Below are 19598 nucleotides of genomic sequence, written 5' to 3'. Positions count from 1 at the left end.
GTTGCCGCGCGGAGCGCGGCAACCCTCTTTTGGGGGTTAATTTTGTCCTAACAAGACTGGCGGCAGCTACACAAATTTTTGGGGACTTACCAATCCAGTATTTGCGTAATTAGATCAGGCAGATCGAGGGAATTAAACGGTTTCATAATTACGCCGCTTACAAGTAAGTCATTAAATTGTCGCCTTTCTGAAGTCTGAACCTTAGCAGTTAAAAAAATCACAGGAATTTGAGCAGTTTGGGGATCGGCTTGTAGGGCTTTAAAGGTAGAGAGCCCGTCCATGTCAGGCATCATCACATCGAGCAGAATAGCGTCAGGCTTTTCATCACCAGCTATTTTAATACATTGCATTCCTGAGCTAGCAACTAACACTTCCCAATCAACCACCATCTGAATCCCAAACCGTACAACAGTTTGAATACTTTCTTCGTCATCAACTACCAAAATCCTCTTAATTGGCATAGTTTTAGCTCATAGGTTTAATAATGGCAGAGTAAACGAAAAAGTACTACCTTTCCCAAGGGTACTCTCAGCCCAAATTTTACCCTCATGCTGTTCGACGATCTTGCGACAGATGGTTAATCCCAGTCCTGTACCTCCTTTACGGCGAGAGGTAGAGGAGTCTACTTGCTGGAATCTTTCAAAAATAATTTCCAGTTTGTCCGATGGAATGCCCTGACCTTCATCAGAAACCGAAAATAGAACTTCGGCATTCGGTCTATTTTCCGCAGTTAGCCATACCTTACCGTTAACTGCCGAGAATTTAATCGCATTACTGATGAGATTGGTTAGTGCTTGCACAATGTAATCAGAATCCACAAGAATATTGATATCCAATGGCTCAACCACTAAAACTACACCGTGATTCTGTGCCATTAGCTGCATTGCCTCTGTTGCCTGAATCATTAACGTAGAAACCTTACAGACCTGTTTCTCCATTTTCACTTCCCCCGATTCAATGCGTTGCAAGTCAAGGACATTATTGACCAAGCGGACTAGGCGCTCCGTATTGTCATCCGCTATTTCCAGAATTTGCTGTCCATCTTTTGAAAGGGTTCCTAATCTTCCCGTTGCTAAAATTTTTAATGCACTATGCATCGAAGTTAAAGGGGTTCTCAATTCATGACTGACAAAGGCAATCAATTCATCTTTCATGCGTTCGATCGCTTTGCGATCGCTAATATCGACAGTTAGTGAAAAAAAACCTTTAACATTTTTATGTTCATCAACATGGGGAATGTAGGTAACTTTCACGGAGCGGGGAGAACCATCTTTTAAGAAAATTTCATTTTCATAGGTCACGGTCTGACCTAGTAAGACCAACTGCACATGGGGCTGTATTCTTGAGTAGCAGTCATCCCCCCAAACGGATTTAATCTCACTGCCATAGATTTCTGATAGAGACTTGCCTAGCCAATCTTCATAGGCTTGATTGTTAAATCGATAACATTGGTTCTCATCGACATAGGAAATCAGCACTGGCAAGGCATTAGTAATCAGCCTTAACAGCTCTTCACTCTGGCGGAGAGCTGTTTCCGCTTGTTTGCGATCATTAATCTCTTGCTGGAGATTGCGATTGACCTCCTGTAATTCCGCAGTACGCAATTCGACGATTTCTTCTAAATGCTCTAGAACCTGTGCTTGCGATAGGACTATACCAATCTGATCGGCAAGTTGTTGCATCAGTTCCATTTCAAAATCTAACCATTGGTAAGGGCGATCGCAATGATGCGCGATTAATAACTGTTTAGGCATAAGTTAATTTTACACTTACACCGCTTTGCGCCCAATCCTTAGAAACCATTTAAGAATTGGATAGATCCCCCCCAGCCTCCCTTGAAAAGGGGGGAGAATTTAATTCTTCCCCCTTTTTAAGGGGGATTGAGGGGGATCTCTTAGAGTTTTTGACCGTAGAAAGTAATTCTTAAATGGTTTCTTACAGAGTAATCCGAACTCACGTTATTAAGTAGCTAGGCGCAATTAAATATAAAACCCCAAAAATCTTTAGCGCACGCTAAAGGTTTTGGAGTTTTAATTATGCCCAGTCACTTAGGCGATCCCTGCGATCGCGATCACCGCAATTGCAATTTGCTAGTAAGTATAATTACGCAACCATAAGGGCGAAAATCACGTCTAGATCTGCGAAAGCCTGATACGAAATCAAAAGTGAAGGAGCTGAGGAGCCACCGTAATGTCAGTATTTTATTTTGCGAGATTCATTTTCAAATTTTATGCTGGCTCGATCGCTGTTTTAGTTTTGGTAAATGCTCTCTCGACACTTTAAATTAAGAACCTTACTTTGTGCGTTAGAATAAGCCCAAAAACCTATATGTCAAGTAGCTCCAGCGATCGCAAGCAACGGAATTCTCGGCAAAAGCCTCCATCTAAGATCGCACGCTTCTTTAAGTGGCTCGAATGGCGCTTTGCGACACCAGAATTTATTGGGGGAATGTATAGCACCTTTACGATCTTTTTCTTTATGGCGGCAACGAATACGCTGTCGGGATGGTTGTATGTCATTAGTGGCGTAAGTTTTGCATTGTTGATTGTGGGGGCTGTAATGCCCAAGCGCTTGCTAGCAGAAATGGTGGTAAAGCGATCGCCCATCGATCCTGTGAGTGTCGGTGACGATCTGTGGATGGATTTGACGATTCAAAATACGGGGCGGACTGAGAAAAAGCTGCTCGAAGTAAGCGATATACTGCCAGAAAATCTTTCCAATATTCTGCAACAAGATGTAGTAATTGAGATAATTGCCCCGCTTCAAGAATATCGGTGGAGCTATGAAGCCAAAACTACTAAGCGCGGTATATTTTTATTTAGATCGACGGAAATTGCTACATCTAGTCCTTTGGGACTGTTTCGCAGTCGTCGAGCCTGTCCGTCAGGACAAAAGGCGATCGTTTATCCCACGGTAATCCCCCTCGATCGCTGTCCTTTGGTTGACCAGTTAGGACAGGACACCAGCCCCCGTCAATATAGCGACGAACATAACTACAGCAATGCATCGGAAGGCTTAACCAAAACTTTACGTCCATACCGCTGGGGCGATCCGACTAGATTAATCCATTGGCGTACTAGTGCCAAATTTGGGGAATTACGGGTGCGCGAATTGGAAGTAACGCTTGGTGGACAGGAAGTAGCGATCGCCCTCGATAATTCCGCAGGATGGCAGCCTGAAGCCTTTGAGGAGGCGGTAGTAGCAGCAGCTTCTCTCTATTTTTATGCCCAAAAATCCAAGCTAAGCGTGCGCCTATGGACAGGCGATACAGGGATCGTCCAAAGCGATCGGGCCGTCTTAGAAACATTGGCAGCGGTGAATATTGCTGACCGTTCGGTAACTCCTACCGATATTCTCAAGGATCTTCCCGATCTCCCTGTTGTGTGGATCTCCTACAGTACCGATAGTATTGCCTATTTACCTTTGGGAAGTCGATGGCTGTTGTGGCAAGCTTCAGGAAAAGCGACTCCAGTATCTGTTCCCAATCAGCGAGCGCTGGGATTAGTAATCGAGACGATATCCGATGCTGACGACTTGAGTTATAAGTCTTTGCGATCGCAACTTCAGGGATATCTCGCCACTTGAATCGCCTGTAGGACATAAACCCCAAGAATTGATTGGCGGCGCGAAGTGTCGCCAATCAATTCTTGGGGTTTGAGCTATAAATTATCGTATAAGTCAGCAATGATGATATTGGAAAATAGCCAACCATCGGGAGAAACTAACATAATCCGTATATCTTCCGAATATTCGACAAACTCGACCCAATGGCGATCGCGATAGCGCTCCAGACATTCACAGGCGCGATCGCATAGTTCCCTGCCAAAAGCAGTAATTAGAGCGTTCAAACTCAATCCTTCCGCCAATCTCAATCCCTGCATTAATGTATCCATTAGCTCCTCCGCAGGCGTAATGGTGGGAGCCGTAAAGCCAATTCCTTCTAATTTCCATTGCGCAATAGCATCGAGATAGGGGCGCATTTTGCGGGGGCGATCGATTCTTTGACGGTTAATATAACTAGTTGCCCCCATACCCATACCGTAAAAGGGTTGATTGTACCAATAGGTCAAATTATGCCGAGCTTGATAGGAAGGCTTCGCATAGTTAGAGATTTCGTAATGTTCATACCCCTTAGCAGTCATTAACCGATGGGCAGCAAGATACATCTCGACAGTTAGCGATTCTGAGGGTAATGGGCGATCGCCTGCTTGATAGCGTTTGCCAAATGCAGTCCCTTCCTCAACTATGAGATCATAAATAGAGAAATGGGTCGGTTGTAAAGCGATCGCCGATCTCAGAGAGAATTCCCAATCTGCCATCGATTGATGAGGAAGTCCAGAAATTAGGTCTAAACTAAAATTCTCAAACCCAGCTTTTTGAATGGAGTCAACTGCTGCATAGATATCCTCTACCCTATGCCCTCGCCCACAAACATCCAATAATTCCTGCTGAAAAGCCTGTGCGCCAAGACTAATGCGGTTTACCCCTAAACTTCGATATCCTTGTAAACTTTCCGTACTAACAGTTCCCGCATTAGCTTCTAAAGATATTTCCGCATCGGTAGCGATCGCAAAGTATGTAGCGATCGTTTCTAAGATTTGGGCAACCTGTTGGACGGTTAGCAAAGATGGAGTGCCCCCACCAAAAAAGATTGTTTGCAACGTCGCCTTAGGTGGAATCTGCTCGACAGTAAGTATAATTTCTTGACAGAGAACATCAACATATTGCTGTTTCAAATTTTCCCCACCAGTAGTAATTGCGAAGTCACAGTAAAAACATCGCCGCTTACAAAATGGAATATGCAGGTATAAAGACTTTGGAAAGATTTGACTCAAGGCAATAGTTAATGTGTAATGAGGTTATGAATCTAAAGATTTTTTGATTTTTTTAGTTGGCAAGCAATTCTATAGTTTACAGCAATTGAGGTTAATCCTGAAATGACAGATGACGAACGATCATCTAACAACATCTCCTCAATATAGCAATCCTAAATGAGTTGTGAGATGCTTCGATTTCGCTCATATGCAGAACTACTTACATGAGTGATCCCATTACTATTGAGGAGATTCAATCTATGTCTAAGCATAGAAACTAACCAAGCTAAAAATTTAATTTCTGCAAATCATGAATTAACTCGCAAGGGAATAGTTTTTTTTGTTCGGGAATTCGCAGTTCACACAACTTAGCTGCTTCGATCGCAAAGTCAATACAGTCGATCCCAAACCAGATTGCGTACCAGTGGTCGGTATATTTATCTTCTAGGATGGAGATCGCTTTTTGTAAGGTGCGATCGGGGATTTCAAAGCGGATTGATTTCTTTATATATATTCCACGATCAGAGCGATCGACATAGCCCCAAAACGCAGGAAATTTAGGGATTTTCGGTTTAAATCCGCACCATGTCTTGACTTCTGCATATTCAAATAAGCAAGCCGCATGGGGAAACCCTGTTTCGCTAATAACTGTGAGATAGCCCATATTTGCGTTTTATCAGAATAGTTTAAACGAAATTTTTCAACCGGGATCTCAAATATAAAACAACTGATTCTCTAGTTCATCAGCAGTTAATCTATCGAGTAAAACCATAGTGCGTGCAACAATTTCATAGGGGATTTTTTGCGGAACAACAATAATTCCTGAATGGTCAACTTTTTGGTTTATATACTGTAAATGGAGCTTTTCATAATCAACTCGATTGTGAGTCAAAATACATCGGTTCACAGAAATTGCATAACTCAATTGCTCAGGATCGGATTTACCTAACATTTGACATTCTTGGACTGTTTGAACATCTATTCCACGTGATCGCAACAACCTTGCCACAAGATTACTCACATCTTCATCAAGATATATCAAAGCAAAGATGTTCATTGTGAATCGGGAAACTGAGATTTTACGGCAGGATGAATTAATTCATCGGGGATATGGTTGCGTTTGATGTAGTCATTGATTTCCGCTTGGTTGTCTTGATAGAAGCTCAAGGCATCAAAAATTTGGGCTAGGGTTAAGTGTGGTAGATGAATGGGAATCTCTTCTGGAGAAGTCCCTAAGCGCCATAATCCGACTATCGCTCTGATTGTGGTTTTAGTCCCAATAATAATCGGCTCACCGCTTAAAATTTGAGGATTGCGGGTAACATAGCGAGTAGTTATTGGAACGGGCATAGTCTTACTCCTTCAATGGTGGGATCTTTAACTTGTATGATAAGTTACTACTCGACATGGTGGTTATTCAAGTATGTCATAAAAAATTGCTCTAGGATTTTAAAGTGAGAGATATATCTAAGCCTTTAGGACTAATTCGGGCATTGATTCTTTTCGATGCGTTATTAATAAGGATAGTTGCCTGCTGTTCGTTAATCGGGGCTTTGGTAGTGAGTTGTTTGGCTGCACCATTTTCTATCAACATATCGGCGATCGCCGCACCATTAAGTGCATTTAGTCCATCTCTAACCTGAGCAACTAGCTGATCTCGAAAGTTGCCATTGCCATAGACAAGAAAATCGCCGAGAAGATCCCTAATCAACCCTTGTTTGTCTCGACTAAGAGAATGATTTGTGGCTTGCACTACGATAGTTCCATTGTCAATTCTCATGAAAATCTCTTGAGAAAAGTTGCCTGTGTCGTCCGACCAAGGAGTGTAGTTGGTATGATCATTAATGGGATTTTTAAAGATTACTTCTCGATGTTGTAGTTTCCAATCACCATTGACTCTGTAGCCATCATTGATGAATGTGCCTGTCAAATTAGAAACATCAACCCTATTAAATTTTGTGTCTTTAACTCTGCCTTGGCTTTTTTGCAATAGCTCTTTAATACGAAGGTTCTGTTCTAAGCAGTTGGGCGGAATAGTTGCTGTAGCAAGCCATTGGCTACCAATTCTAATTTCAAAGTTTTGGATGCATTGGTTGATCGAGGCAAAGTTGTTTTTTTGTGGCGGCTCGTTTTTTGAGAAGTTGGGGATTAACGAACAGCCTGTAGACATGGTGGATGTTAAGGCTATTAGGACAAGCGATCGCCTAAAATTTATACTCATTTTTTAGCGCCTACAACTCCATTGTTAATCATTAATCCAAATCCGAATTTTGTCATCTTTACCACTTTCAATTTTTACCGTTTGAGATTAGAGAATTAGGAATTACTTTCTCATTTCATCTAAAGCTTTCTGTGCTAAATCACGGAATTTTAGAAAATCTTTCACATCAGGAAACGATTGAATAGCTCTTGTGTAGTCATCAAGCGCCCCTTGATAATTCTTCAACCTCATCTTGGCATCTCCACGCCTAGTATGTGGGGTATATGGACGATTTTTATAAAAAGATGCACCATAGGCTCTTCCGTTAATGACTACTTGATTGTAGTCATCGATTGCGCCCTGATAATCTTTCAATTCTAACTTAGCATCTCCTCTAATATAGTAATAGTCATAATTCTCATAACCTTGGGAAATGCGAATAGCTTGAGTGCAATCGTCGATCGCGCCTTGATAGTTTGATATCCTAAGCTTGGCAAATGCACGACTAGAATAGGAATCTGCATTGTTTGGTTCAGCACGAATTACTTCGTTATAGTCTGAGATTGCGCCTTGGTAATCTTCAAGCTTAAGCTTAATGCGTGCACGACCAGAATAGTATTTGCTCTTATTGCTGGGATCGAGACGCATTAATTCATCGTAGTCTGAGATTGCGACCTTCTCATTTTTTGACGACACCCCCTGTTGGATAAACTCAATTCGATCAGCAATTGCTCCTTGTTCATCTCCTAAATATTTTTTAGAATTGCTGCGGTTTTTGTAAACTTGGAGAAAGTTAGAATTGAGACGAATGGCTTCGTTGAAATCGGCGATCGCTCCCTGTTTGTCTCCTAATGCAGACCTAGCATTACCACGATTGTTGTAAGCTTTATAATGGTCAGGTGAAATCCGAATCGCCTCGTTGAAATCGGCGATCGGTCCCTGCTGATCTCCCAGTGCAGACTTCGCATTACCACGACCGTTGTAAGCATCAGCATAATTAGGCTTGATGCGGATGGCTTCGTTGTAGTCGGCAATCGCGCCCTCTTTGTCTCCCAAATCAGACTTTGCATTCCCGCGATTGTTAAATGCATTAATAGAATCAGGCTTGAGACGGATTGCTTCGCTATAGTCAGAGATCGCTCCTTGTTTGTCTTCCAAATTATACTTTGCGTTCCCGCGATTGTTAAATGCATCAGCAAAATCAGGCTTGAGACGAATTGCTTCGCTATAATCAGCGATTGCCTGTCTATAATTGCCTACTCTGGAGTTCGCATTACCACTTTGATAAGATAGTGTTGGCGATTTTATTTGTTCTACTGGAGCTTTTTTAGGACGTTGGAGTACATCTGCATAATATTCTCGATCTCTTCTGCTCCCTCCTCTGCTTCGTAAGTTCCACTCATAATCAAATCTTGCACGGTCAAAATCTTCTAGGGCTTTTTGCTCATTACCGAGGCTGGATTGAGCTAAACCTTGATAGTAAGATATTCTGGCTAGATTATTAAGTGCCCACTTATCAAACAAGGGATAGGCTCGGTCATAGTCAGCGAGTGCGCCTTGATTATCTCTTAAATAACTCTTTGCTCTACCGAGACTGATATAAGCACGAACAAACTTATGATCGAGGCTAATTGCTTCGTTGGCATCGGCTAATGCTCCGCGATAGTCCCTCGTTTCGATCTTGGCGAATGCACGACTGGCATAAAGAGAAGAATCTTTTGAATTAAGGCGGATAGCCTCATTTAGGATGGCTAATGCTCCGTCATAATCCTGTATTTCGTCAATATTGAATGTAGCTAGAGCGTTATAGCATCCAATTAAAATATGCTTATCGTAACTTTTATCTGCGGTTTGAATGCACTTTGTATAGTCATCAACAACGCTATCCTTAAACTCAGGAGTTTCTCTGAATTGTTGCTTGATAAGATCCTCTTTGAAAATTGCACGAACAAAGTAATTAAATCCACGTGGTTTAAGTCGAATAGCTTCGTCATAGTCAGCAAGTGCTGCTTGATAATCGCTAATTGCAACAAAAAGAGCCGCTCGATTCCTATAGAAGTCATCGTTAGAGGGTTCAAGGCGCATGGCTTCTTTGTAATCGGCTAACGATCCATTGAAGTCATTCATCTTTTGCTTGGTTTCAGCACGACTGCTATAGAAACTTGCATTCTGAAGCTCAAGGCGAATAGCTTCGTTGTTATCTGCTAATGCACCCTTTAAGTCAGTAATTTTAGCTTGGAAATCACCAAATTTTCTCTCAGATGCAATTTCCTTCTTAGCTGTAGCGCGATCATTGTACGCCTTAGCATTTGTTGGCTCAAGACGAATTAACTCTGTGTAGTCAGCGATCGCTCCTTCGTAATCTCCACCTTGTCTTTTTTTTATCGCGCGATCGTGTAGTTGTTGGGCTGAGAGTCTTTTAGATGACTGTTTAGTAAATTCAATTGAATTTGTCTCTGCATTAATGCCATGAACAGGAAACAAAACAGTTACATATGAGAAAATACTCAATGATGTAAGCCAAAATACGAGAGTCGATCGCCTAAAATTTATATTCACTTGTTTAGCACCTAAAACTACACTTTTAATCATTGCGCCAGATCCGAATCTTGGCATCTTTTCCACTTGTTAAAAGCATTTTTTCGTCAGCAGAAAGCACTACAGAGTAAATCTCACCGTCATGTTGAGATTCAATCATCTGTTGAATTTCTTTGGATAACCTTCCTGCCAAAGATTTATCAAGAGTTGAGAAAAGCGTCTGGTGAAGCGTCTGTTTAGTTTGATCGCTTGGAAGTCCCGAAGAAATTCTAGTTCGAGTCGAATGATTCCAAACTTCTTCTATAGGTTCGACAAAAGAAAACTCTCTACGATTAGATGCTGATATTTCTCTTCCAAAGCTAAAAACATTTACAAGTTTTCCGTCAGAACTAAAGGAGATTAAACTAATTCCTAATGGTCTCAAACCCTGTACTGAAAATAGCGGTTCACTAATCTCATTGCCAGCTTGAAAATCCCACAAGCGGATTGTGTTAACGCCTCCACTAGCTAGAATTTTCCCATCTGGACTGAATGCTAAAGGATATGGTCTCCCCAGCGTTAGGTGATTTCCATACAGATTTTTTTCACCTTTTTCTGCATCAGTCAAAATATCTATTGTGTAAACTAGACGAGGATTTTTCCACTCAGTAATTAGAGATTTTTTTGTTTCTTGTTGAGGCGATTTCTCAGTATTTCCCAGTTTGGCGGTTTCTGCTTGTGTGTCAACTGGGATAAAGGCGATCGCTAATAGACAAACTACTAATCCCCCCTTTTGTAGTAGTGGGAAGATATTCAACAATGAAATATGGGATAGGAGAGATGATCGCGCAAAAATCATTTTTTATTATTTTCATTAAATAATGCTAGTGAAATGATTGAAGGTGGGCAATGCCCACCTTCAATCATTTCACTATTGCAAGTCAAACTATTATTGAAGATTGACTAACTAGATTGATTGAAGCCTGATTAACTAATCCTTTCCTAGCTAACCTTGATTGGAAACTCCCGTCAAGGTTAATCAATAGTTTCTGCATATGCGGTCTGGATTATAGAAGAACTAATGCAGAGGCAATGCCCAATAATTGAGAACTATTAGATTTCATCCATTCTAAAATCTGACTACCTCCTGCATTTTGATGAACAATAGCAATGCTGGCAGCCCTCCTAAAATATCTCATAGGGACTTCAACAGAGAAAGGACAAGTTCTATCGGAAGGTCCTGACTGATCCCATCGACCGGCAACACCGCACTGAGTTGGAGCAGAAACATGAAGCCAAGTTCCATTTCTATCAAACAATATGATTCCTACAGTACCATGAGCACCTTGCAGTTTATTGTTAGTCCATGAATGGGTACCTCCTGAAATAGTTCCATCACTAAATACAGTTACACTAGTTTGCATGTATACTCCATCAGCAACCTGATCAGTCCCAGAATTGACTGTTGCGACAACTGCTTGGGCAATTATTGTTTGAGAGTAAGAAGTATATAAACTTGACTCTTTGTTGTCATTCAAAGATTTAGCAAGAAGAGAGTTACTGCCAATAACTGTACAAACTGATAGACTAACTAGAATTGGTAAAAATCTAAATCTCAAAAACATAAGTTACCCTTATTTTCTGTACTGGACTTTTTCTGAGTACCTCAATATAGTAAAAAAGCTTTAATTAAAGTAGTTCAATTTAGTTATTCTTTTGGTTCAATTTAGCTCATTTAAATTTATCCAATCCAAAAAAACTCTTAGTTTAACTATTATTAATTGATCTCGAAAAAATAATTAAGATAATCGCTATTTTAAAATATTCGTGTATTTTAAAAAGCCTTATCTGGTTATATTGGAATTACTAGGCAAATAAAAAATTAAATCATTCTGTTCAAATAATCATGAAATTCAAATAATTACTGATAACATGACTTGACAGGTAGCTTACACCCTTCTTATCCAAGAGTTAGCTCTATAGATGTACGACAATACCTGCAAATTCTTAGTCGAAAACTTTCCCACAGACTTCGCGACATGGCTTTTGGGTAAACCCATAGAGTTAGCCAAACTCGAACCATCAGAACTTGCAAGCGATCCGATCCGTGCTGACTCTGTGATCCTTTTAGAATCAACAGAAATTATCGTCCATCTCGAATTTCAGACCAAAACCGATGACACAATGACGTATCGGATGGCGAACTATTGGCTGAGACTTTACGGCAAATATCCCAACCGAGAAATTCATCAAACTGTAATTTATTTAAAGCCAACTAACTCACCCCTTGCTTACCAAACTAGCTTTAACTCCACAAAACTCAATCATGAATTTAACGTCATCCGTCTCTGGGAGCAGCCCACCGAAACCTTTCAACAGTATCAAGGACTCTTACCCCTAGCAGTTTTAACTAAAACAACCAATCCAGAGGCAACATTGCGAGACATTACCAAACTCATTGACAAGATTGAGGATAAAAAAGTAAAAAGTGATGTCGCTGCGGCTACGTCAATTATTTCTGGGTTAGCATTAAACAAGGAAATCGTGCAAAGATTACTCAGGAGTGAAATCATGAAAGAGTCAGTAATTTATCAGGAAATATTACTAGAAGGTTTAGCAGAGGGAGAAGCTAAAGGTTTAGCCAAAGGTTTGGCTAAAGGCGAAGTTAAAGGCAAAGCTGAAGCAACTAACCAGATTGCGATTAATATGCTACGTTCCAATATTTCTCAAGAGATAATTGCTCAAGTTACAGGGCTAAGTCTAAAACAAATTCAAAAATTACAAAAACTCTCTGAAAAACAGGTTCAGCCAGCCAAATCGCCTCGCCGATCACAAAAAAAACTAATTGCTGACAAATAAATCCGCCATGCCCTTAAAAGCGTCAGTTCAAGGCTTAGAAAAAATCCATGAGGCGAGACTCAAAAAATGCTGGAAGCGACAAGATACGCGCTGGTGTCAGGCTGCCACCGTCTCTGTTTCTGGACTCAAGCGCTTTCTGTCTGGTGAAGATATTGGTGATGACTCTTTTATCAGGATTTGTCAAGCTGTCGGGATTGAAAATTGGAAGGAAATTGTAGACAGTAGTGAAGCAATTAAACTTACTCCAAAGAACTCTCGGAAACGCGATCGCCTAAATACCTCAACTAAATCAACAACCAAAATTGATCGCCTAGATCGCACTGCTTTACTTTGTTTACCAAAACAACGACTACCGCACCAAACCAATGAATTTCTAGGACGCAAAAGCGAACTTGAACAACTGCTGCGCGTCATGTCACTAGACTATCGAGCGCCAATTGTTACCGTCAGTGGCATGGGTGGCGTTGGCAAAACTGCCCTTGTACTTCAGGCAGCATACCTATGTTTAGAATATCGATATTTACGCGAGACTAAAGGTAATTTCAAGTTACTGAGTACGCCAGATTTAGAAGTTTTACCACCGCAATTTGAGGCAATTATCTTTGTTTCCGCAAAAGAGAGCAATCTATTGCCCACAGGAATTACGGCAAAGCTCAAACGTCAGGTTAGTTTACTCGATATCTTCCAAGCGATCGCTACTACCCTTAATACGCCTGCAATTACCCAAGCGATTGCCCCCATAGAACAGTTTCAAAAAGTCAAAGAAGCCTTGTCTGCCCAGACTACACTATTGATAATTGATAACCTAGAGACTATAGAAGATAAAGACAAAATCATTAGCTTTCTTAACGACTTACCAAATACAACTAAAGCAATTATCACCAGTCGAGAACAGCAAATTGTTTATGCACCACTGCGTTTAGAAGCCTTAGTAGAAATTGATAGTTTGCAATTAATTCGTCAACAGATTACCGAGAAAGGTGTCAGTCTTAACGATAACGAAATAATACAGCTACATCAACGCCTTGGAGGTCTTCCCATAGCAATGATTTATGCGATTGGTCAACTGGCTAATGGGTTCCCTTTTGCGAGACTAATCGATCCTTCTATCAGATTATTTGCAGATATTGGTAGGTTTTGTTTTGAAACTTCGATTCAATCTATTTCGCAAAGACCTGCCTATCAACTGCTACTAGCGATCGCCTTGTTTCATCAAAGCCCTATGCGTGAGGCGCTAGTTGCTGTAGCAGGATTAGATGCAAGTGATGTAGTTGCTAGTGAAAGTTTAACAAAATTGCAGAGACTATCTTTGATTTTTCAAGAGGGAGAGCGCTATGGAATCTCATCACTTACCCGCGAATACGCCCTACAAGAATTAGAAAAGCAAAGCGAAAGAGAAGTAGAAATGCGCGATCGCTGGATTAATTGGCATTTAGACTTCTCTCAGAAATATGGTGGTAAAGATTGGGGAGATTGGCATTCACAGTATGACTATCTAGAAGCAGAATGGGAAAATCTTGCCTCTGTTCTCGATTGGTGCGCGATTCGCGATCGCTATGCTGATGGACGCGATATTGGGATTAGTCTTGCCTATTACCTCTATCTATATGGTCACTGGGATCGTGGCATGGCAGTTTTAGGATGGGTAGTTGAATCAGGCGAACGGCGGGAAGACTGGCTCACAGTTGTCCAACTAAGAGCGATGAGTGGATGGATCATGCTAATGATGGGACAACTTGACTATGCAGAACATCATTTGTCCTATGGATGGCAACTCAGTAATGACTATGGCACGATGTTTACACGCTGTGAAATTGCTGACAATCTAGCAATTTTGCATATTCGCAAAGGGAATTACACAACTGCACGTCAATGGAATGAGACTTGCGATCACCTCAGATTAGAACTAGAAGATCCCGATCGCACTCGCTTTCAGATTTATGCTTTATCCACCAAAGCCGATCTTTGCTATCAAGAACAAAATTATGCTAAAGCAAAAGAACTCTATCAAAATGCCCTAGATTTAGCCTTAGCGATTCAGTGGCAACGCTATACCAATTACACAAGAGGCTGGTTAGCAGATATCGCCATCATCGAAGGCGATTTCACAAAAGCGGAAAAATTATTAATGACTGGATTTATCGCCGCCGAACGTAATCACGATCGTCAAAGAATTGCCTTTTTTGAGCGCTGCTATGCTCGGCTCGAATTCGCTAAAGGCAATATTGAGCAGGCGCAAGAATGGGGACTTAAAGCAAAGGATGGGTTTGTGCGTTTAGGTATGAGATCGGAAATGATCCAAATGGAAAAATTTCTAGAGATGAGTAATTTTACTCATAAAGAAAGCTAACTAAAAAATCTGACAAAATAACTGAAAAGAGGTACCTTGAATCGGCTTTAATTAGAAATGCGAGCGTCAAAAAAGAATAGGAATTCACGGCATAAACATGGGAATTGCACGGCGACAATTCTTGCAAGCTAGTCTGACCAGTCTGATCGGATGGCAATTTCTTACTCGCGATCGCGTGGCATTTGCTGCCGAGCAATATGTCCGTCAAGCAAATGGACAGCAACGCAAGCGAGCGTTATTAATTGGTATCAATCAATACGAAGCAAAAGAAGATAGTAACGCAGGATGGCTCCCTTTACAGGGCTGTATCAATGATGTGGAATTACAAAAGGAATTATTGATATATCGCTTTGGATTTGCCCCACAGGATATAGTCACTTTGACCGATCTAGAAGCTACCCGCAATAATATTAGTAACGCTATTTCCGAACATTTAGTCGCGCAAACCCTACCCGATGACTTGGTAATCATTCACTTTAGCGGTCATGGTTCGCGTCTGGGAAATTACAATACCCTCGTCCCCGTTGATAGCGGCTTGCCACAAAATCTCGAAAATTTGCAGGATATTACGGAACAGGAATGGCAGGGTTGGCTACAGGCGATCGCCACTGATCGCCTGTTAAGCATTGTCGATGCAGGTTTCTATTATCCAAATATGTCCGAACTTGGCAATTTCCGTTTGCGATCGCGAATCGGATTAAAAAACTGGCAACCAGAAATAGAAAAGACGGAAAAGCCCACCCTCCTGTCCCCCGAACCGAAGGGTACCAATTTACGGGCCGCATCAGGCGAAATGCTTTGCGCCGATGCCCAATGGTCAGGCTTTAGTAGCGGTGCATTTACCTATGCTTTGGTACAACAACTCTGGCAGATCGTTCCCGCCACCACAGTCCATGTCGTGATGAGTGATCTCGCTACTACCCTCGATCGCCGCGCGCTACACAACGATAACCTCAGTATCGATAAGCAGGTTGCCGCTATGTGGGGAATTGACGCAAGCAAACAGAAAGCGATCCCCAAAACGACCTTCGCCGAGATGTTACCAATTCCCGAATTTGGCTCTGATGGGGTGATTACCAACGTCACGAGCGATCGCCACACCGCCGAAGTCTATCTTGCAGGTTTACCGATTGCCGTTTTGAGCAATTATGAAGTTGGTTCGATCTTGAATGTGATGGCATCGTCCATCATTCCCAATCCAATAAATGAAAAATCAAATAACAAATTAAATAACAAATCAAATAATGACGATAATGCCGTTACAGATTCTGCTCCCAAGAGACTGCCAATCATCGCGCCCAATCCTCAAGCAACTGTTCAACTTAAATCACGCAATGGATTTAACGGCAAAGTTGAAATTTTAAGCGATCGCAATAACAATCAACCACTGGAAACAGGGCAATTGCTCCAAGAGGTCATGCGTGCAATTTCCCATAATGTCAAATTAGCGATCGCCCTTGATAATGGCTTGAGCAAAATTGAACGGGTTGATGCTACTAGTTCCTTCTCCACCTTACCCAATATGTTTGGGGTAAACGCAAACGAACAATGCGCTGATTGTCTCTTTGGTGTCCAATCCGCAAGCTATGGCTTATTTACCGTTGGGCATACGCCAATCCTCGGTTCCTTCGGCTCCGTCGGTGAGTCCGTAGGAGTCGCGATTAAGCGTTTACAGCCCTTTCTCGAAAGCCTCCTCGCGGCAAAACTGATTCGCGTTACAGAAAATCAAGCATCGACCCATCTCGAGGCTCGTGTTACCCTCAAGGCAACCATTGGTGTCGATGAGCGCTTAGCGATCCTCGCTAGCAAATCGGCTGCGCGGGCTGCTCTCATTACTAAAAATCCTATTAGCAACTCCGTTCGCACCAAACCCATTAACATTGGCGATCGCCTCGAATGCCAAATTGAAAACTTTAGCGAATATCCTTTATATACAAGAATTTTTTGCCTCGATCCGCGCAGTAGGATTCTCACCCCTAACTTTTCCACGCCTCCTTACGCTAGCGATGGCATTATTGCCCCATCGGAAACCCTAACCATCCCCAATCCCAAATTACCAATGAGTTGGGCCATCTCCGCACCGAAGGGTATGGTGGATGTCTATGTAGTAATCAGCCGATCGCCCCTTCTACAAGTGGCAAAGATTTTAGAAACATCCCAGCGCCAAGCCTCCTCTCTCAGTGGCTTGATTGCGCTTCCCAACCCATTACAAGTCGCTCAGGCTCTACTCGAAGATCTCGATCGCGCAGGAAAGCCATCGGACTTGGGGAACTTCGGCAATATCAGCAATACATGGATGCTCGATGTCCAGCAATGGGCAACTTTCAATTTCAGTTATCAAGTCGCCTAATTTATCGCTGGAGCCAAATGTATTACCCAACAAAATCAAAAATTGCTTCTCTACCTGCGGATACAGACGGCTATCCCTACGTTCTCGCTCTAGTAACCTTAAGCCAACATTTCTATAATGACTTTAGTAACAAATTGTAAATAAAAAAAATGGCTGTTAAAAAAGAAGATCCCAAGCGATCGCGGGCAAGACTGATTGGCAATGTCCTATTGCTGATCGGTGCAGGATTGCTCATAATAAACATCTTTTTACCAAATCTATTTGCCCCACCAGTGGCGCGAGTTCCCTATAGTCTCTTTGTCCATGAAATCGAAGAAGGACATGTAGCAAGGGTATATATCGGACAAGACCAAATCACCTATCAATTAAAAGGTGTCACCCCTGACATCCCTGGCGATGTCATCTCCACCACCCCAATTTTTGACTTAAATTTGCCTGAGCGACTTGAAAAGAGTGGGGTCGAATTTGCCGCCGCACCTGTCCAGAAATCAGGCTGGTTCGGGACATTACTTAGCTGGGTAATTCCCCCCTTAATTTTTGTCGGTATCTTCCAACTCTTCAGCCGTAACGGTGGCGGTGGCGCTCCTGGTGGCTTGCAAATTGGCAAGAGCAAGGCAAAGGTCTATGTCGAGGGTGAAGCAACTAAAACCATGTTTGCCGATGTGGCTGGTGTTGATGAAGCCAAGCAAGAACTTCAAGAAATTGTGCAGTTCCTGAAAACTCCTGAGAAATACACCAAAATCGGTGCAAAGATTCCTAAAGGCGTATTGCTAGTAGGCCCTCCTGGAACTGGTAAAACTCTGCTTGCTAAAGCTGTAGCAGGTGAAGCAGGTGTTCCCTTCTTCAGTATCTCTGGTTCCGAATTTGTGGAACTCTTTGTTGGTGTTGGTTCTTCCCGCGTCCGCGATTTGTTCGAGCAAGCCAAGAAACAATCGCCTTGTATCATCTTTATCGATGAACTTGATGCGATCGGTAAGGCGCGTTCTAGCGGCGGTATGTACGGCGGTAACGACGAACGCGAACAGACTCTCAACCAATTGCTTACGGAAATGGATGGTTTTGGAGTAGATGGAACGACAGTAATCGTGCTTGCTGCAACTAATCGTCCTGAAACCCTCGACCAAGCCCTATTACGTCCAGGTCGTTTCGATCGCCAAGTTTTAGTTGATCGCCCTGACAAGAGCGGACGCTTAGCAATTCTCAAAATCCATGCTGCGAAAGTCACCCTCGACAAGAGTGTTGACCTAGAAACGATCGCCACACGTACTTCTGGTTTTGCGGGGGCTGACCTTGCTAACCTCGTAAATGAGGCTGCTCTCCTTGCGGCTCGTGCTGGACGCGAAACGGTCTTACTTGAAGATTTTGCCGAGGCGGTAGAACGTGTAGTTGCGGGGCTAGAAAAGAAGAGTCGCGTTCTTAATGAGAACGAGAAACGGATCGTCGCCTATCACGAAGTTGGTCATGCTCTCGTCGGAGCGCTTAACTCCAGTAGCGGCAAAGTTGAGAAAATCTCAATCGTGCCTCGCGGTATGGCAGCTCTCGGCTACACCTTGCAATTACCAACGGAAGATCGCTTCCTGTTAAGCAAAGAAGAAATCGAATCCCAAATTGCGACTCTCCTCGGTGGAAGATCGGCAGAGGAAATTATCTTTGGTAGCATTACCACTGGCGCATCGAACGATCTCCAACGGGCTACGGAACTCGCAGATAAGATGGTAACTAGCTACGGTATGAGTGAAGTTTTAGGTCCCCTTGCCTACCAAAAGCAACAAAATCAATTCCTCGGTGGTATGGAGATGGCCCGCAATGTCAGCCCTGCGACTTCGGAAGCGATCGACAAAGAAATCAAAGCGATCGTCGAGAATGCCCATGCGAAGGCACTAGCGATTCTCAATGCAAATCGCGATCTGCTAGAGTCCATCTCTGAGAAGCTCTTAGAAACGGAAGTGATCGAAGGAGAATTCCTCACTGGTTTACTAGCCCAAGTTAAACCCGCTGAAGTTAACGTATAGTAATCTCTTTAATACCAATTCCCAAAATGGCAGCGCCATTTTGGGAATCTCAAAACCTGGTAGTCCTAAAAAGGAAAGGATGAGGGAAAATATCTAGATGGTTGTTACAGATTAAAGCAATGTCAGAGTCAAGTCCATCAAGTCCATCATGTCCATCCTGCCAGTCCGTATCAGTGGTTAAAACGGTAGTACTCGGCATGGCAAACAAAATTATAAATGTCGGGACTGTGGTCGTCAATTTGTAGAAAATCCACAGTGGCAGAGAGTTTCAGAGCGTATCCAAGACACTTATGACCTTTTAGAGAGACTACTGCTAGAAAAAATCCCACTAGCTGGAATAGCTAGAGTCCTCAAGGTCTCAGAGAAATGGTTGCAGAGTTACGTCAATCATAAATATGAAAACGTTCCTCAGCAGGTGGAGGTAGAAACCAAAACCAAAACGCCGTTTGATCGTACAGATGGATGAATTATGGTCTTTGTGGACGACAAAGGCAAT

At 42.4% G+C, this 19598-nt stretch carries 15 protein-coding genes and 1 pseudogene; 6 read left to right on the top strand and 10 right to left on the bottom strand.

Translation table 11 applies throughout. The annotated features are described in order from the left end of the window. Positions 1-86: 86 nt before the first annotated feature. Positions 87-461, bottom strand: coding sequence for a response regulator (locus PSE7429_RS10750; RefSeq protein ID WP_009627198.1), 375 nt, complete (start codon positions 459-461; stop codon positions 87-89). 9 nt (positions 462-470) lie between these two features. Continuing rightward, positions 471-1754, bottom strand: coding sequence for an ATP-binding protein (locus PSE7429_RS10745; protein ID WP_009627197.1), 1284 nt, complete (start codon positions 1752-1754; stop codon positions 471-473). A gap of 574 nt (positions 1755-2328) precedes the next feature. On the opposite strand from PSE7429_RS10745, the gene PSE7429_RS10740 reads away from it, so the two are divergent. Further along, the gene (locus PSE7429_RS10740; RefSeq protein WP_009627196.1) at positions 2329-3585 is read left to right on the top strand and encodes a DUF58 domain-containing protein; all 1257 of its coding nucleotides are present in this window, start codon (positions 2329-2331) and stop codon (positions 3583-3585) included. 74 nt (positions 3586-3659) lie between these two features. On the opposite strand, the gene hemW is transcribed toward PSE7429_RS10740, so the two are convergent. The 8 genes from hemW to PSE7429_RS10700 all read right to left on the bottom strand — a co-directional run bounded on the left by hemW (position 3660) and on the right by PSE7429_RS10700 (position 11150). After that, on the bottom strand, positions 3660-4835 hold the full coding sequence (hemW, locus tag PSE7429_RS10735) for a radical SAM family heme chaperone HemW (protein WP_009627195.1): 1176 nt from the start codon (positions 4833-4835) through the stop codon (positions 3660-3662). Positions 4836-5100: 265 nt separating this feature from the next. After that, the gene (locus PSE7429_RS10730; RefSeq protein ID WP_009627194.1) at positions 5101-5478 is read right to left on the bottom strand and encodes a hypothetical protein; all 378 of its coding nucleotides are present in this window, start codon (positions 5476-5478) and stop codon (positions 5101-5103) included. 48 nt (positions 5479-5526) lie between these two features. Then, positions 5527-5871 carry a DUF5615 family PIN-like protein gene (locus tag PSE7429_RS10725; RefSeq protein ID WP_009627193.1) on the bottom strand — a complete coding sequence of 115 codons (345 nt, stop codon included), beginning with the start codon at positions 5869-5871 and terminating at the stop codon, positions 5527-5529. After that, complete coding sequence (locus PSE7429_RS10720; protein WP_009627192.1) at positions 5868-6164, bottom strand: DUF433 domain-containing protein; 297 nt, start codon at positions 6162-6164, stop codon at positions 5868-5870. The genes PSE7429_RS10725 and PSE7429_RS10720 overlap by 4 nt, the downstream gene beginning before the upstream one ends. 91 nt (positions 6165-6255) lie before the next feature. Next, positions 6256-7035, bottom strand: a complete 780-nt coding sequence (locus PSE7429_RS10715) for a hypothetical protein (RefSeq protein WP_144052506.1) — start codon at positions 7033-7035, stop codon at positions 6256-6258. A 102-nt stretch (positions 7036-7137) separates the two neighbouring features. Continuing rightward, positions 7138-9606 carry a tetratricopeptide repeat protein gene (locus tag PSE7429_RS10710; protein WP_009627190.1) on the bottom strand — a complete coding sequence of 823 codons (2469 nt, stop codon included), beginning with the start codon at positions 9604-9606 and terminating at the stop codon, positions 7138-7140. Continuing rightward, positions 9599-10390 carry a WD40 repeat domain-containing protein gene (locus tag PSE7429_RS10705; RefSeq protein WP_009627189.1) on the bottom strand — a complete coding sequence of 264 codons (792 nt, stop codon included), beginning with the start codon at positions 10388-10390 and terminating at the stop codon, positions 9599-9601. The genes PSE7429_RS10710 and PSE7429_RS10705 overlap by 8 nt, the downstream gene beginning before the upstream one ends. A gap of 208 nt (positions 10391-10598) precedes the next feature. Beyond that, positions 10599-11150 (bottom strand): hypothetical protein, encoded by a 552-nt coding sequence (locus PSE7429_RS10700; protein ID WP_144052505.1) that lies wholly within the window; start codon positions 11148-11150, stop codon positions 10599-10601. Positions 11151-11514: 364 nt separating this feature from the next. Here PSE7429_RS10700 and PSE7429_RS10695 point away from each other — a divergent pair, with 364 nt between their 5' ends. The 5 genes and pseudogenes from PSE7429_RS10695 to PSE7429_RS28160 all read left to right on the top strand — a co-directional run. Beyond that, a complete protein-coding gene (locus PSE7429_RS10695; protein WP_009627187.1) occupies positions 11515-12390 on the top strand; it encodes an Rpn family recombination-promoting nuclease/putative transposase in 876 nt (291 codons plus the stop codon). A 7-nt stretch (positions 12391-12397) separates the two neighbouring features. Next, entirely contained in the window at positions 12398-14740 is a 2343-nt protein-coding gene (locus PSE7429_RS23550; protein WP_009627186.1) for an ATP-binding protein, read from the top strand. 97 nt (positions 14741-14837) lie between these two features. Continuing rightward, complete coding sequence (locus PSE7429_RS10685; RefSeq protein ID WP_009627185.1) at positions 14838-17090, top strand: caspase family protein; 2253 nt, start codon at positions 14838-14840, stop codon at positions 17088-17090. A gap of 149 nt (positions 17091-17239) precedes the next feature. Beyond that, on the top strand, positions 17240-19102 hold the full coding sequence (gene ftsH, locus PSE7429_RS10680) for an ATP-dependent zinc metalloprotease FtsH (protein ID WP_009627183.1): 1863 nt from the start codon (positions 17240-17242) through the stop codon (positions 19100-19102). Positions 19103-19221: 119 nt separating this feature from the next. After that, positions 19222-19598 (top strand): annotated as a pseudogene (locus PSE7429_RS28160) (IS1/IS1595 family N-terminal zinc-binding domain-containing protein); the annotation flags it as partial.

It is taken from the genome of Pseudanabaena biceps PCC 7429, assembly GCF_000332215.1.
In the GTDB taxonomy this organism is placed as follows: domain Bacteria; phylum Cyanobacteriota; class Cyanobacteriia; order Pseudanabaenales; family Pseudanabaenaceae; genus Pseudanabaena; species Pseudanabaena biceps.
This window is presented reverse-complemented; position numbering and strand designations above follow the sequence as displayed.